Here is a 15,193-nt window from a genome sequence, read left to right as displayed (position 1 = left end):
CTATTGGTATACTAGAAAAAGCTACTTTCCTCTATGAAAGTAGCTTTTCTTTCCCTTTCTCCTTCTTCGGAAAAATAACATATGAAAATGAAATCGCAGTATCCACTAAAAGAATAATAGCCCATACTTGGCTTACACGGCTTGCTGTTTTATTTAAAACGATTCCTGACTCTAACCAATTCCCCCACTGTTCTACTGGAATAAGCCCATACATGAAGAAAAAGAATATATGAACCGCAATAAACAAAATAAGATGTAAAATCCAATTTTTTATTTCCTGCTTCGCATGCGCCATCCCTGTTACTTCAAGTGGTTCTTCGATAATAGGCGCCGGTTCATTCCGCCACTTCGCAACTAATTTTTGTGCATATATGTCTAATTTCTTCAAATCCTTTTTCCCATAAAAAACTGCATATAATAAAATGATTACCGTAATGATTTGAAAATTAGAGAACTTCCCTGTTTGATAATAGTCCAATACCCCTAAAGTTAAAATAAACACTTCATTTATGAGTAGCACAATCCCCATAATAAAGCTCGCCTTTTTCAAGCGAAATCCATACCTTAGTAAAAAGAATCCAATAGCTGATAGCCAAAATACAATCTCTGCACCAATTAAAAAGTACCATTGATATTCTGCGAGTATACTCATTTATCCCTCTCCCTTTCATCATATATACGAAAAGCCTCATCCATATATACTAGAAGCTCTTCCTCAATTGGATACATACTCATTTTCTGTGAATCTTCTTTTGACTTTCTTACTTCCCACAGTTTATCTAAAAATGCTTCATCACCATTTGCCATCTCTAAACACTTCTGCATTAATTTCTTTGTTGCGCCTTGTACTTCATCACATGATGCTTCCTTACCGTCTTTCATAAAGTTACTTAGTTGCTTTAATAAATTTACCCATTCTAAAACATTCGGGTCTTCTTCACTCATGTTCGGCAAATTATGAAGCAACTTTTGTTCTCCCTTAGAAAAAACTTCATTTTGAAACATCTCACGTATTCGCGGAGACTGTTTCGAAAGCTGAATGAGTTCAAACATAACTTTCCAATCCAGTTCTCCCTCCACATCTACTGAATAAACAACTGCCTGTAAAATACGTTCCATTCGATTAAATTTTTTCTGTTCTTCCTGTACAAATCTAAGTTGCTTTTCAAGCGATACTTTTAAATTGAGCTCATCCGTTATTAACATATTCGTAATCTCTTTTAATGAAAAACCCATTTCTTTTAAAAATAAAATTTGCTGCAAACGAACAACATCTCTCTCGCTATATAACCGATGTCCTCCATCAGTTTTCCCACTCGGCTTTAATAAATCAATTTGATCATAATAACGTAACGTCCTTACTGTAACCCCTGTTTCCCTCGTTAGTTCTTGAATTGAAATCAACTCCATCACCTCTTCTCCTTCATTATAAAAGGTGACGTAACGTAACTTTCAAGTAGTTTGTAAAAAAAATACAAAAAGCTATTTATACCTTTTGTATAAACAGCTTTTATGGAAATAACCCCTTTTGTATAGCACGCCCACAAAATAAAATAATTGCCCCTACAACAACACTTGTTGCTGTTTTATGATAATGCGCTAAAATTAATAAATAGTATGATAAACCTACAGCACCAATCATAATACATACACTTGGCACTGGATTACGAGAGAAGTTTTGCATCCCCCACAAAAGTGCAAATATAGCTGTAGCGACACATAACACCGGTAATCCCATCCCAGTTCCCCTTTTTCTATCTATTATTTCTTGTTGCTAACACACTCGTCGATGCCATACTCATACACGATCAGCTTCTTTACTATTTCTATATTTCCATTTCGGCCAATAGTTCACAAAGAAATAAACAAACTGTCCTAATACAAATAAAACAAACGGCATGCCCGCATTTCCATAAACAATTAAATTATACAAACTCCATACTGCTAAACTCATTGTTAAAAACAACCCTAAATATTTAAACGCTTTATCCGACTGAAATCTCTCAAACTCATCTTGCATTTTCATTCCTCCTATCGTTATGCTCGTTTTCCCGCCATTACTCCTATGATGAGACTACCAGCAAATAAGAAACTACATACAATGAATATTTCTGGAATCGGTATAACAGCCCTTCCCATTCCTTTGCTCGCAACAATATAAACTATAAGCAGAATAAACGCGAATATAAATGAGACATTTACATACTTTTTTATATTTTCATTTACTCGCTCATCTATATCTGGAAGTTCTTCTTTTTTGTACTTACGCTTTTTGTAATACACATAAACTGTTAAAAGTAGAATTGCTAAAATGTTACTAACTATAAGCGATAACATCGGTATAGATGGGTCCATAATACGAACTAAAACGTCCCCTCCACATAATCCTAAGACCGTAGCGATATACAACTTTTTAGTATCGTTCATTTTCTCTCCCCTTACTCCAGCGTAAATATTTCCTCTACCTTCATTCCAAAATATTTGGCGATTTTTAGGGATAACTCTAGACTTGGGTTATAGTGGTGGTTCTCAATCGCCACGATTGTCTGCCGCGTCACTTGCATCGCCTTTGCCATTTCAATTTGCGTTATATGATGTTGTTTTCGCAATTCTTTAATTTTATTTTTCACACCCATAGGCTCCACCTTCGAAAGTAAAGATATCTTTACTTTAATTATAAATATTTTCCAAATCCAAGTAAAGATATCTTTACAAATTTTAGAAAAACATTTCACTGAACATCTTCTCTAACAAAGTACAAGAGTAATTAAATTTATATCAGCGATTTTTTAAATATATCGACTTACCGACAAATATCGACATCCGTAGAACTATAAGCATAAGAAAGAAGCTGCCCCAAAATATCTTTTGGGACAGCTTCTTCGTCCTACTACATAAATCCTAACGCATACACAAGAACATACCCAAGAACAGATAAGCAAACCGAGCCAATCAACCCTGCCACAAATGCCCTACTTCCTAATTTGCGGAACGTTTTAAACTCTACATTTAAACCTAGCCCTGCCATTGCCATTGCAATAAGCATGTACGCAATTACTACAATATATCCGGCAACAACTTCTGGGATAATCCCAATCGAATGCACCGCACTCATTGCTAAAAATCCGAAGATGAACCAAGGAATCGGAAGGTCGCGCCACGATCTTTTTTCCTTGCTTTCCTCGCTCTTACCAAACCATAATCCAATTAAAATCGCTACTGGCACAAGCATCGCTACGCGCGTTAACTTCACAATAACCGCGATGTCTACAGCCGTGCTACCTCCTGGCGCTGCAGCTGCGATAACATGAGCAATTTCGTGCAGCGTCGCCCCTGAGAACACCCCGTAACCGTAGGGTGAGAAGCCAAGCACTGGGTATAATAGCGTATAAATAAGTGTAAATATTGTACCTAAAATTGCAATAATTGCTGCCCCGACTGCTGTTTCTTCATCTTTCGCTTTCACTTGCGGTGCAATTGCCACGACCGCTGCCGCACCGCAAATTGCCGTCCCACATGCTGTTAAAATTCCAAGTTTCTGTTCTACTTTAAATACTTTCGTTAGTCCATATACAACGAAAATTGTAAATGTAATAACAACCGCTGCGATGACCAATACTTTCGGCCCCGCCTTCGCAATATCTACAAGATTTAACCGCATTCCAAGTAAAATGATCCCAAAGCGAAGCAACTTCTTACTCGCAAAGTTCGTTCCCACTATCGCTTCTTGAGGAATCCCGATTGCGGCGCGCCAAACCATCCCGATTAGAATAGCGATTACTAATTGTCCCATAATATTTAAAAATGGAAGCTCTGCTAAATATTTCGCGGCGATTGCGATTAATAACGTAATCCCAATACCTTGCGAAAATCCAAAGCCCTTCTTCTTTTGTATAACAAGTGTTTGTTCCACTTTGTACCACCCCAATAATCGTATTGGAACATGCATGTTCTTTCTAGTTACATTATAAGAGAGTTTTAATAATAAGTTTAATATCAATATTGAATCCCTATCATCAGAAATACTTATGATAAAATAAAAGCAAAAATAAAGGGGCCTAACAAATGAACGTCGACATTTTAAAGATCTTTGTTACTGTCGTTGAACAAAAACATTTTTCGCGTGCTGCGGAACTATTAAACCTTTCACAACCTGGCGTTAGTATGCACATTCGCAACTTGGAAAATGAATTTGGGACTACACTTATTCAGCGCTCCCCAAAGCACGTCCAAGTTACGGAAGCTGGAAACATATTATACATACACGCAAAGCAGATGCTCTCACTTTATGAAGATGCGAAACAAGAAATTAACGAGCTGCATAACGTTGTAACAGGAACACTTCGCATCGGCGCTAGCTTTACAATTGGCGAATACTTACTTCCAAAAATACTTGCGCGCTTTGCCAATGAAAATGCACACGTCGAAGTTCATACATTTATCTCCAATACGGAAGAAGTTTTGCAAAGCCTCCGCTCTAATCAAATTGATATCGGCTTAGTGGAAGGCCAAGTCGTATACGCTGACGTAGATGTTGAAACTTTTATGCAAGATGAAATGAAACTCGTCGTCCCGCCAAACCATCCATTGCTCCAGATCAAGGGGATTAACGAAAATGCATTGCAAGACCAAGTCTGGGTATTAAGGGAGAGCGGCTCTGGCACACGTGCCTATAGCGATCGCTTTATACACCAACATCATTTAAAAATGAAACGCTTCTTTACATTTAGCAGTATTCAAAGCGTGAAGGAAGCCGTTGCAGCCGGTCTTGGCATCGCTATCCTTTCAGATTGGACTGTTCGAAAAGAACTATTAGCAAAAGAACTATTCCACATCCCTGTTCCGAACGAAGAGCTAATCCGTCCATTCTCCATCGTGCGCGGCAAATATTTTATCCCGTCTAAAGCTATTCAAGTCTTTTTAAAACACGTAGATTCTTTTGCGAAAAAACAGAGTTGACCTTCACATTAGTGTGAAGGTTTACAATACATGTAAAAGGAGTGAAACGCATTGCGAATTGGAGAGTTATCAAAAGAAACTGGGGTTAGCGAAAGGGCACTAAGACATTATGAAGAAAAGGGATTACTCCCTTCGAAACGCCTAGCAAATGGCTACCGTGATTTTGATGAAAGTGCAATCGAAAAAGTAGAGCTGATTCAAATGTACTTGCAAATCGGCTTAAATTTAGAAGAAACAGAACGAATGCTACGTTGCCTCGAAATCGAGCCACATCTTTACGAAAATCCGTGTAGTAGTATCCTTGCACTTTACGAAGACAAACTTGATGAGGTAACGAAGCAAATCACATTACTTTCCAACATTCAAACGAATTTGCAAAAACACGTTTCACTCCTAAAACAAGCAAAAGAAAAGGGATGATTACATGTTTGTTATACATGGCAGTTCAAGACAAAACGGAAATACGGAAGCTTTAACACATATGGTGATTGATGGGATTGAAACAGAACAAATTTACTTGCGTGATCATATCGTCCACCCAATCATAGATCAGCGCCATGATGTAGAAGGATTTCAACCTGTAAATGATGACTACGAGCAGTTAACCAAACGCATGCTAGAGCACGACACAATTATCTTCGCTACACCGCTATACTGGTACGGAATGAGCGGCCACATGAAGAACTTCGTTGATCGCTGGTCACAAAGCTTGCGTAATAAGTCTCTTCATTTCAAAGAAAAAATGAAAGGCAAAAAAATGTACGTTGTCATCGTTGGCGGAGACAGTCCAAAACTGAAAGCATTGCCGCTTATCGCCCAGTTTCAATATATCTTTGATTTTGTTGGTTCATCATTTGAAGGGTATATTATTGGGGATGCGAATGGACTAGATGAAATCAAGAACGATGCTGAGGCGCTGGCAAAAGCACAATTGTATAATAATAAATTCAAAAATAGCACACAGAAATAAGTTTGACAAATCCATTTGTATGCGCATACAATAAAAATAATATTATGAAAGGAAGGTACTTTGACCAATGAAGTTCTAATTCTCTTATTTATTTCATCCATCACAAATAGTGAACAAAAATGATGAAAACTAGCAGAGGATTAGTCTGTCCATTTGTCGATACTTTCTTTCGATATGATCATGTAAAAAATCGTTTATTTATGTACGATTTTTACATTGAAGGGCGACATTTATCCTCTCTAGTGAAACTAGGGAGGTTTTTTTATGACTATTTTAATCGCACGTAATATCGAAAAGAGCTTTGGTGATCGCACCATATTTACGTTACCATCACTAGAAATTCAAGCAAACGATCGTATAGGGATTGTCGGAGTCAACGGAGCTGGAAAATCTACGTTATTACAAATATTAAGTAAAGAAATAGAAGCTGACAAAGGCACAGTAACTCATCATAGTTCTATCGCCATCATTCCACAGCTTAGCGAGGGGATACCGGAAACCGCTTCTTCCCTCGCTAAAGGCAAATGGAATATTTCAAACGTCGCAAATTCAATGAGTGGCGGTGAACGAATGCGCCTAAAGATCGCCCATGCCCTCGAACAAGATGCAGGCATTCTATTTGCTGATGAGCCAACAAGTCACTTAGACATGTTCGGTACAGAGCAATTAGAAAAGGCACTTTTATCTTATAAAGGTGCACTTGTTTTAATATCGCATGATCGTGATCTTTTAGATGCCATATGTACAAAAATCATCGAAGTTGAAGACGGTACTATTCAAGAATATAAAGGTAATTATTCAAACTATCGAAAGCAAAAAGAACGTGAGCGAATACAAAAGCAAGCAGAATATGATCAATATATACAAGAAAAAAATCGGTTAGAACAGTCAATTTCACAAAGAAAGCAACGTGCTTCTAGCATGACAAAAATCCCAACACGGTTCAGTTCATCTGAATCTAAACTTTATAAGTGCAGCGGGGCTCATGGGCAAGAAAATGTTAGCAAAGTAGCGAAAGCACTAGAAACACGCCTTGAAAAGTTGGAACAGAAAGAAAAACCGAAGGACTTTTCTCAAGCTCAGTTTGACGTACAATACCACACACCAATTCATAGTAAAGCAGTTGTTCAGTTTAATAAAACAACGAAGAAAATAGGGGATCGCACACTATTTAAAAATATGAATGGAACAATTGTCCCTGGGGCAAAGCTTGCTATTTTAGGGGAAAACGGAAGCGGAAAAACAACTTTGTTCAAAATGCTTCTCGCGAACGAGCGTGGCATTCAGCTTTCGAAAAGTTGTAAAATTGGATACTTTGAACAAACATTATCTATTTTAAAAACAGATAAAACAATTTTAGAAAACGTTCTAGAAGAAACAAACTATACAGAATCGTTCGTTCGAACAATACTTGCAAGGCTCCTATTCCGCCGTGAAGATGTTCATAAACCTGTGCACATCTTAAGTGGTGGAGAACGCATGAAGGTTGCACTCGCAAAAGTATTTTTAGGAAACTATAATATGCTTCTGCTCGACGAACCGACAAACTATTTAGACTTGGCAACGCAAGAAGAATTAGAAAGCATGTTACAGGAGTATCCTGGCACAATACTTTTCATTAGCCATGACCGTGCCTTTATTCGTTCTGTTGCAAACCATATTCTACAAGTAGATGAGAGCGAACCAAGAATATTCCACGGCAATTACGAGCAATACACAAAAAGAACCACCCAAGCTTCTGTAAACGTTACTGAACAAGAATTATTACAATTACAAACAAAATTAACAGAAATCATCAGCCGGATTTCTATCCCAAATCAGCATGATGACATCACATTTCTCGAACAAGAATACGAAAAATTATTAGTTCGAATTCGGCAGTGTAAAGAAGCGCTCTAATGTCTTCCCCATATATCGACGGGACCTTCCACATTTCCCAAGAAATATCGAGGCTTTGACATAGAATATCACCCTACCTATCATGTTAGACACAATAACAACAAAAAGCCGTGCTGGTGCACGGCTTTTCACTTTATCCCGCTATTTGTGGGCAGTAAGACTCCCACCTCAAAATTCGTCTTGAGCAAAGAAATTAGGTGGGCGTCGGGCTGCCCGTAAACGCCCGATTGGTGAAGGCTAATAATCAGTGGGGGATGACCCCCCCCACTGATTAAAGTTTCACTTTATATACGGACAGCAGTCCCGCTCACCGCAACCATTAGCATTCCTTCGCGAACTACTTCGTAGTCCACGTCGATACCAACAATGGCGTTCGCATTTTTTTGTCTTGCGAGAGTTTTCATCTCTTCCATTGCAATGTCGCGCGCTTCTTTTAATTTACTTTCATAGGCGCCTGCGCGACCACCGACAACGTCACGGACAGAAGCGAAAAGGTCACGCACGATATTCGCCCCCATAATTGCTTCGCCATTGACTATATCGATATAGTCAATAATCTCTTTCCCTTGAATTGTAGAAGTTGTTGTTACAATCATGATTGATAGCCTCCCATATAAGATTTCCACTTACTTATGGTGCACTAATTCAGCAGAAATTATATTTACGAACTAAACTGCGCCTCATACAATCGGCTGTAACCCTCGCCTCGTTCGATTAGTTCCTCATGTGAACCTTGTTCTGCAATACCGTCTTTATTTACAACGACGATGCGATCTGCATTTTTAATCGTTGCAAGCCTGTGAGCGATAACTAACGTTGTACGACCAACGGATAGCTCAGCAAGTGATTTTTGAATAGCAAGTTCTGTCTCTGTATCTAGCGCAGAAGTTGCTTCATCTAAAATTAAAATTGGCGGGTTCTTCAAGAACATACGGGCAATTGCTAAGCGCTGCTTTTGTCCTCCTGAAAGTTTCACACCACGCTCACCGATAACTGTATCTAAACCGTCTGGTTGCGAGTAAATTAAGTCCTCTAGCTGAGCACGTTTTACCGCCTGCCAAATTTCAGATTCTGAAGCTTTTAAGTTTCCGTAAGCGATATTTTCACGAATTGTTCCTGAGAATAAGAAAACATCTTGCTGTACAATTCCGATTTGCTTACGAAGTGACGATAACGTCATCTCTTTGGTGTCAATGCCATCAATTTGAATTGATCCAGATGAGTGTTCATAAAAACGAGGTAATAAACTACATAGTGTTGTTTTCCCTGCCCCTGATGGTCCAACGAAAGCAACTGTTTCACCTGCATGTATTTTCAAACTAATATCGTTTAAAATCGGCTCTTTATTTTCATATCCGAACGTGATGTTATTGTATTGAATATCGCCGTGTACATGTTTAACTTCTATTGCATCTTTAGAATCTACAATATCCGGCTCTGTTTCCAGAAGTTCTACATATCTTTTAAAACCAGCGATTCCTTTCGGATAACTTTCAATAACCGCATTAATTTTTTCAATTGGGCGGAAGAAAATATTCGTTAATAAAACGAATCCAATAAATCCACCGTACGTTAATTCACCTTGCAGAACAAACCATGTACCACATATTAATACAAAGAGTGTTACAAGACGCATCAGCATATAACTAATCGATGAATTTAACGCCATAATTTTATACGCCATTAATTTTGTTGTACGGAAACGAGCATTATTTACAGCAAATTGCTCTTTCTCAAACTTTTCATTTCCGAATGCTTGTACAACGCGGATACCACCTACATTGTTCTCGATACATGCATTGAAATCAGCAACGTCTGAGAATAAACGTCTAAACGTACCTGTCATTTTTTTATTGAAGTAAAGTGCCAACCATAATAAGAACGGGATTACGAAGAATGTTAGAAGTGCTAACTTCCAGTTAATCATCATCATAAATGAAAATGCTCCAACTAAAGTCATAATGGCAATGAATAAATCTTCTGGTCCATGGTGAGCAATTTCGCCAATTTCCATTAAATCGTTTGTAAGACGTGAAATTAAATGACCTGTTTTATTATTATCAAAAAATCTGAATGATAGCTTTTGAATGTGATCAAATAATTTCTGCCTCATATCTGTTTCAATGTTAACCCCAAGCATATGTCCCCAATATGTAACGACATATTGCAAACCTGCATTTAACACATAAACTACGAACAAACCGAAACAAGCCCATAAAATAAGCGTCCAGTTTTGTCCTGGTAACAACTTATCAATAAATTGATTTACGATAAGCGGGAAACCAAGTTCGAGTAAGCCTGCGATAACTGCACAGGAAAAATCAAGTATAAATAAACCTTTATACGGTTTATAGTAAGAAAAAAATTTACGTAGCATATTTTTCCTCCCTTTTCCAAATTAAAAGACTCCCTAAATGATAACCATTATCAAATAATTATTCAAGTTATCCGTCTACGAAACTAAAAAAGTGAGCAAATCTAAAAAAGCCTAATCCCTCATTCATATCAATGAGAAATTAGGCTTCATTTATATATATTACTTATCGTATTCAAATAAATGTGCCCACTTATAACATGCGGTCCTTCTATTTTTTCACAAATACATCTTTTAAACAATTCGAAACTTGTAATACCTTCGATACACCCTTTGCTTTTCTAAGTTCTTATCCGTTTATTTCCCACTGTGCAATAAACAGTTTAACTTGTAGATCTAAAGTTATATATTAACCCTCCCTAAAGTTTCCCCACTACATTTGAATTTGAAAATAGCGACGAACAGTTTCTTCAATCTCATGTTTTTCTAGTTTTTCTTTTGTTTTTTCTTTTCCATCAACCATAATTAGCGTGTCTCCTAACAAAGTGATACGCCCATTTTCTGTCACTCTTGAAAGGAAATACCTCTTGTTGAACATTGATTCTGGAGCTGTTTCAGTTAAGACACAGATTGGATGAATGTTCTCCAAGTTCCATTTATGGGAAGGCTGCTCAAATCGATATAGAATCTCCCATTCATCATCAGTCTTTTTTTGCAAATAATAAAACGATGTTGTTTCATCTTTATTTACTCGGTAAAGGCCATCACTATCTACAACTTCCTCTCCATTCAGCGGAACAGGAATTCGTGGCGAATTACCGCCCATACCTACATCCACCAAGTATTCTTTATTATCAATTGGTACGATTATGAATAAGTGAGCATTTTCAAGAGCCCAAATTCCTTCTCTTACATATACAGTTCCTGCCATAAGATACGGGTCAAAACCTAATTCTTTTAGCAGAAAATAAAATATTCCGTTTAACTCGTAGCACACGCCACCCTGTTTCGCATAAACAATTTTTTGATACAAATCTTCTTCACGCAAAGATAGCGGTTTTCTTGCCAGAATATCAAGATTCTCAAAATGAACGTTGAGTACATGTTGTTTTTGAAGATGAGATAAGTAAGAGAAACTTACCTCTCTTTTTTCAGATTGAATATGTTCTAAATATTTTTGAATATCCAAAAATCATCCACCTCATTTAACTTTTTATAATGTTTCTTTTCACACTCATATTATAAAATTGATTGTTGATAAACAAAAATATAAAATAACTATCATATTAATAACTTTGAGTATATAAGAAAAGGTGGACACATTTTATGGAATTACTGCAGCTCAAGTATTTTAAGACAGTCGCTCGTACGGAACATATAACAAAAGCGGCACAGGAACTTCATATCTCCCAACCAGCTTTAAGTGTTACTATCGCTCGATTAGAAGAAGAGTTAGGAGTTCCCTTATTCGATCGAATCGGAAGGCAAATTCGCCTAAACACTTTCGGAAAAGCTTTTCTCAAGCAAGTAGATACAGCCCTTGAGGCACTAGAAGTAGGCAAACGACAAGTTACAGACATGGCTGGATTAGAACGTGGAAGTGTTTTAATAGCTACTACGACCTTAAATCGAGTATCTGAATTACTAGCACCTTTTCTAGACTTATATCCACACATTAACTTCCGCATAACGCAAGCATCCACAGAAGAATTGAAAGTTCAACTTCTTGAAAAAGGCGAAATCGACTTTTGTCTTACTCCTTCACCTATTGATCGACTAGGAATCTATAGTCTTCCATTAATGACCGAAGAGATTGTACTAGCTGTGCCGAGTACACATCGTCTCAAAAATCGCCACCGTATCAAGCTAAGTGAAGTAGCAGATGATCCGTTCATCTCCCTAAAACCAGGATACAGCTTCCGTGAAATTACAGACAAGTTCTGCAGGCGGGCTGGGTTTACGCCCAATGTCGTATGTGAAGGGGATGAACCTGCAGCCATCAGCGGCTTAGTACGCACCGGTCTTGGTGTTGCCTTTTTACCAATTGCAGCACAAAAGGAATTACCCCCACTGACGCTTCTCCATATTGAAGAGCTCGTTTGCCAATGGACGCCTCATTTAGTGTGGAATGAAAAACACTACTTATCACTTGCTGCACAAACGTTTCGCGAGTTTGTTGCACAACATTATGCTCAAGTAAAACCGTAAATTGTAACAAAAAAGAAGATGCTGTATAACTACAATGTTATACAGCATCTTCTTTCGTTTCATTTTAATGATTACATCGCTTCCGAATCCCACTCATGCTCTTGCTGGACAAACACAACACCTAATTCATGATGTCCCCCGGCGTATAATGCCGTTTGAGCAAGACGAAGCTCACCATTTGTATCTACTACTTCTAATTTACAAAACGCTCCTGTCGTCTTCGTTTGAAGCGAGTCATAAAACTCTTCGGTACTTCTTGGAATGATTCCATTTACTTTCGTAATAACTTCTCCAGGCTTTAAATTCATCTCTGCCCCAATTGTATTCGGAATTGTATCTAACACAACAAGTCCATCATTACGTGCGGCAAAGTATGCTGGTCTTTTCTCGTCTGCAATTTTCTCTTGCATCGAGATTGTAAAGCGTCCAAGCATTGCGACTCCCATCGCGATAATTGCGAGTACGTGCCACCAGTAACTTGCGATACCTAAAACGAGTACGAGCCCCGCTAAACCATAGACGCGTCTTCCTGTAAATAATAAAGCTTCCGTCGGCTCATAACTTCTAACCTTTCTCATAAATCCAATTAAAAATGGAACGAGGAATAAAGAGTATGTAGTCGAACCTATTGAAACGACAGGCCACCAAGAAATAAATCCTGTCACCGCGTCTCCTGGTATAAGAATAAATACTGGTACAAGCCATAAACGATTGGATTCATGTAGTCCAATTCGTAGCCCACGCTTACCTTTGTTAATCTTCGGCGTAGAATAACGAACTGCATTTTTAGAGATTAATAAACCCTCTACAACGAGCATAACGCCTAGTAAAATAGCAAGGGATACAATCGTACCCTCTTCACCTTCTCCAAGCTGTAAGAAGGAAACTGGCATCTTAGACGATAACAACACGAGTGCAATCGCGATTCCGAAAGTATAAGCTACAGATAAATATCGATACATAGCAGTTAATCCGAATAATAACGTCCAAAGTAAAATTGCCCATAAACTCGCTTTTGAAACAACAAGCCCGAGCCCAATCGTAATAATAGATACGATTAACCCGTACCCAATACCTGCAAATAGAGTTGTTCGTAGTTCAAACCAAATATCATATACTTTAAAAGAAAAATCTTTTCGTTCTCGTAATATACGTAAGTATCCAACGAAGATACTACTAATTAAAAATACATAGACAGCAGGGTGTAAGAAAAAACGTCCAACTGCTCGTATTATTTCAAAAAGCCATGCCTCCACGAATTCATTCACCACCATTTATATCATTCTTTCTTTTTATCTTATCATATTTAACACATAAAAAAATACAGGCATCAAAGTGCCTGTATTCTTTCTTATTTCGCTATTAATTTCAATGCCGTCTGTAATTGTAAATCATTTTCTCCAGAACGGATTTTTTCAATGATTTTAGTTTGAATCGCTTCAGCTGTCTTTTTATCGAGTTGTCCTGTTGCTTCCATCTCATTCGCATTTTGGAATGCTTTTAGTGCTGATTCTGTCTCTTTGCTAAAGTATCCATCTTCACGTCCTGGTACATATCCTAAGCTCTTAAGCATTTCTTGTGCGTGTTTTACTTGTACATCATTTGAATTGTATGAAAGTGTCTTTTCAATTTGAATTGGTGTCGCATGATAATAATCTGGTTGCTTCACTTCTACAGTTGGCGCGATTCCTTTTTTATGAATCCAATTGCCATCTGGTGTTAACCATTTAAACATTGTTAATTTAATGTTGCTGCCATCTTTAAATGGAACAGCCTGTTGAACAGTACCTTTACCAAACGTTTTTTCACCAATTAAATCGTATCCTTCTCCTTCTTTTAGCGCACCAGCTAAAATCTCTGAAGCAGAAGCACTTCCGTTATCAATTAATACTGAAATTGGATATGACTTTCTCTCTTTCAGTTCCGTAGAGAATTTCTTCTTCTCACCATTTCGCTGTTCTACTTGTAGCATTGGCTTTTTATCTGTCATGATGTCTCCTAGTATATCTTCTACACTATTTAAATAACCGCCAGGATTACCACGCACGTCAATAACTAAGCCTTTTATGTTTTTCTTCTCTAGCTCTTTTAACTGATCCTTAAATTCTTTCGCAGTATTTTCAGCGAAAGAAGTAATTTGCATATAACCGATATCTTTTCCGCTATCTTGCTTTACAGAACTAAATACAGTGAAAATCGGAATCTTTTCACGCTTAATTTTAAATTCTATCGGATCAGCCACTCCTGCGCGCTTAATTTCAATTGCAACAGTCGTTCCTTTTTTACCACGAATTTTTAATACTGCTTCTTCACGTGATAAATCTTTCACACTATTTCCATCTACAGATAAAATTTGGTCATTCGGTTTAATTCCTATCTTTTCTGCTGGTGAACCTTTAATTGGCGATACGATAATAAGCTTACCGTCCGTCTTGTTCACTTCAGCTCCAATCCCTTCAAGTTCAGGATCCAGTGACTGACTAAACTGTTTTGCCGTTTCTTTATCCATATACGTGGAATAAGGGTCCTTCAGCGTAGACAACATTCCCTGTATCGCACCTTCGACTAATTTGTCGTCTTTCACGTCTTCCACATAACGTGAATCAATTAGTGCATACGCCTCATTAATCTTTACCAAATTCCCTTGCGCTGTGCCAGCATTACCATTCGATACTGTTTGCGTTACATACGCTGGGTTTATCCCAAACCAGTACATACCACCAAACATCCCGCCAGCACCAATTAAAAATGCAACAACCATTCCAATAATTGCAACTCTACGTTTCAATGCGGAATTCCCCTTTCCAGAACACACAGGTGGTGTAGCAAAAGGCATCACACGA

The 15,193-nt window shown here is 37.8% G+C and carries 17 protein-coding genes; 5 read left to right on the top strand and 12 right to left on the bottom strand.

All coding sequences use genetic code 11. The features are described from left to right. Window positions 1–31 precede the first annotated feature (31 nt). From JFU20_RS16750 to JFU20_RS16720, 7 genes are all read right to left on the bottom strand, one after another. Complete coding sequence (locus JFU20_RS16750; RefSeq protein WP_002184673.1) at window positions 32–652, bottom strand: hypothetical protein; 621 nt, start codon at window positions 650–652, stop codon at window positions 32–34. Further along, window positions 649–1,410, bottom strand: a complete 762-nt coding sequence (locus JFU20_RS16745) for a MerR family transcriptional regulator (RefSeq protein ID WP_201038772.1) — start codon at window positions 1,408–1,410, stop codon at window positions 649–651. Before JFU20_RS16745 ends, JFU20_RS16750 begins: the two co-directional genes overlap by 4 nt. 100 nt (window positions 1,411–1,510) lie before the next feature. Then, window positions 1,511–1,738 carry a hypothetical protein gene (locus JFU20_RS16740; protein WP_201038771.1) on the bottom strand — a complete coding sequence of 76 codons (228 nt, stop codon included), beginning with the start codon at window positions 1,736–1,738 and terminating at the stop codon, window positions 1,511–1,513. A gap of 60 nt (window positions 1,739–1,798) precedes the next feature. Then, the gene (locus JFU20_RS16735; protein WP_201038770.1) at window positions 1,799–2,020 is read right to left on the bottom strand and encodes a hypothetical protein; all 222 of its coding nucleotides are present in this window, start codon (window positions 2,018–2,020) and stop codon (window positions 1,799–1,801) included. 17 nt (window positions 2,021–2,037) lie between these two features. After that, window positions 2,038–2,427: a hypothetical protein gene (locus JFU20_RS16730; protein WP_201038769.1), complete on the bottom strand. Its 390-nt coding sequence runs from the start codon at window positions 2,425–2,427 to the stop codon at window positions 2,038–2,040. An 11-nt stretch (window positions 2,428–2,438) separates the two neighbouring features. Then, a complete protein-coding gene (locus tag JFU20_RS16725) occupies window positions 2,439–2,636 on the bottom strand; it encodes a helix-turn-helix transcriptional regulator (protein ID WP_002016109.1) in 198 nt (65 codons plus the stop codon). Between the two features lie 254 nt (window positions 2,637–2,890). Continuing rightward, entirely contained in the window at window positions 2,891–3,913 is a 1,023-nt protein-coding gene (locus JFU20_RS16720) for a YeiH family protein (RefSeq protein WP_002068312.1), read from the bottom strand. Window positions 3,914–4,065: 152 nt separating this feature from the next. Here JFU20_RS16720 and JFU20_RS16715 point away from each other — a divergent pair, with 152 nt between their 5' ends. From JFU20_RS16715 to abc-f, 4 genes are all read left to right on the top strand, one after another. After that, complete coding sequence (locus JFU20_RS16715) at window positions 4,066–4,959, top strand: LysR family transcriptional regulator (RefSeq protein ID WP_201038768.1); 894 nt, start codon at window positions 4,066–4,068, stop codon at window positions 4,957–4,959. A gap of 51 nt (window positions 4,960–5,010) precedes the next feature. Beyond that, the gene (locus tag JFU20_RS16710) at window positions 5,011–5,379 is read left to right on the top strand and encodes a MerR family transcriptional regulator (protein ID WP_002016114.1); all 369 of its coding nucleotides are present in this window, start codon (window positions 5,011–5,013) and stop codon (window positions 5,377–5,379) included. A 4-nt stretch (window positions 5,380–5,383) separates the two neighbouring features. After that, complete coding sequence (locus JFU20_RS16705; RefSeq protein WP_002016115.1) at window positions 5,384–5,929, top strand: flavodoxin family protein; 546 nt, start codon at window positions 5,384–5,386, stop codon at window positions 5,927–5,929. Between the two features lie 264 nt (window positions 5,930–6,193). Beyond that, on the top strand, window positions 6,194–7,828 hold the full coding sequence (gene abc-f / locus JFU20_RS16700; RefSeq protein ID WP_201038767.1) for a ribosomal protection-like ABC-F family protein: 1,635 nt from the start codon (window positions 6,194–6,196) through the stop codon (window positions 7,826–7,828). A gap of 284 nt (window positions 7,829–8,112) precedes the next feature. Here the strand turns inward: abc-f and JFU20_RS16695 are convergent, their stop codons facing one another. From JFU20_RS16695 to JFU20_RS16685, 3 genes are all read right to left on the bottom strand, one after another. Next, complete coding sequence (locus JFU20_RS16695; protein ID WP_002112849.1) at window positions 8,113–8,424, bottom strand: YbjQ family protein; 312 nt, start codon at window positions 8,422–8,424, stop codon at window positions 8,113–8,115. A 65-nt stretch (window positions 8,425–8,489) separates the two neighbouring features. Continuing rightward, a complete protein-coding gene (locus JFU20_RS16690) occupies window positions 8,490–10,205 on the bottom strand; it encodes an ABC transporter ATP-binding protein (RefSeq protein ID WP_201038766.1) in 1,716 nt (571 codons plus the stop codon). A 370-nt stretch (window positions 10,206–10,575) separates the two neighbouring features. Then, on the bottom strand, window positions 10,576–11,331 hold the full coding sequence (locus JFU20_RS16685) for an arylamine N-acetyltransferase family protein (protein WP_002016120.1): 756 nt from the start codon (window positions 11,329–11,331) through the stop codon (window positions 10,576–10,578). Window positions 11,332–11,468: 137 nt separating this feature from the next. Here JFU20_RS16685 and JFU20_RS16680 point away from each other — a divergent pair, with 137 nt between their 5' ends. Then, entirely contained in the window at window positions 11,469–12,350 is an 882-nt protein-coding gene (locus tag JFU20_RS16680; RefSeq protein ID WP_201038765.1) for a LysR family transcriptional regulator, read from the top strand. 71 nt (window positions 12,351–12,421) lie between these two features. On the opposite strand, the gene JFU20_RS16675 is transcribed toward JFU20_RS16680, so the two are convergent. Continuing rightward, window positions 12,422–13,606: a PDZ domain-containing protein gene (locus tag JFU20_RS16675; RefSeq protein WP_201038764.1), complete on the bottom strand. Its 1,185-nt coding sequence runs from the start codon at window positions 13,604–13,606 to the stop codon at window positions 12,422–12,424. Window positions 13,607–13,701: 95 nt separating this feature from the next. After that, window positions 13,702–15,138, bottom strand: a complete 1,437-nt coding sequence (locus tag JFU20_RS16670; protein WP_012261984.1) for a S41 family peptidase — start codon at window positions 15,136–15,138, stop codon at window positions 13,702–13,704. Window positions 15,139–15,193: the final 55 nt, after the last annotated feature.

Origin of the sequence: Bacillus sp. TH30 (assembly GCF_016650875.1) — a bacterium.
GTDB lineage: Bacteria > Bacillota > Bacilli > Bacillales > Bacillaceae_G > Bacillus_A > Bacillus_A mycoides.
This window is presented reverse-complemented; position numbering and strand designations above follow the sequence as displayed.

Coding starts and splice junctions, on each gene's coding strand:
- JFU20_RS16735 (WP_201038770.1), bottom strand. CDS start 2,020: ATGCAAGATGAGTTTGAGAGATTTCAGTCGGATAAAGCGTTTAAATAT.
- JFU20_RS16745 (WP_201038772.1), bottom strand. CDS start 1,410: ATGGAGTTGATTTCAATTCAAGAACTAACGAGGGAAACAGGGGTTACA.
- JFU20_RS16695 (WP_002112849.1), bottom strand. CDS start 8,424: ATGATTGTAACAACAACTTCTACAATTCAAGGGAAAGAGATTATTGAC.
- JFU20_RS16750 (WP_002184673.1), bottom strand. CDS start 652: ATGAGTATACTCGCAGAATATCAATGGTACTTTTTAATTGGTGCAGAG.
- JFU20_RS16725 (WP_002016109.1), bottom strand. CDS start 2,636: ATGGGTGTGAAAAATAAAATTAAAGAATTGCGAAAACAACATCATATA.
- abc-f (WP_201038767.1), top strand. CDS start 6,194: ATGACTATTTTAATCGCACGTAATATCGAAAAGAGCTTTGGTGATCGC.
- JFU20_RS16715 (WP_201038768.1), top strand. CDS start 4,066: ATGAACGTCGACATTTTAAAGATCTTTGTTACTGTCGTTGAACAAAAA.
- JFU20_RS16705 (WP_002016115.1), top strand. CDS start 5,384: ATGTTTGTTATACATGGCAGTTCAAGACAAAACGGAAATACGGAAGCT.
- JFU20_RS16690 (WP_201038766.1), bottom strand. CDS start 10,205: ATGCTACGTAAATTTTTTTCTTACTATAAACCGTATAAAGGTTTATTT.
- JFU20_RS16680 (WP_201038765.1), top strand. CDS start 11,469: ATGGAATTACTGCAGCTCAAGTATTTTAAGACAGTCGCTCGTACGGAA.
- JFU20_RS16730 (WP_201038769.1), bottom strand. CDS start 2,427: ATGAACGATACTAAAAAGTTGTATATCGCTACGGTCTTAGGATTATGT.
- JFU20_RS16740 (WP_201038771.1), bottom strand. CDS start 1,738: ATGGGATTACCGGTGTTATGTGTCGCTACAGCTATATTTGCACTTTTG.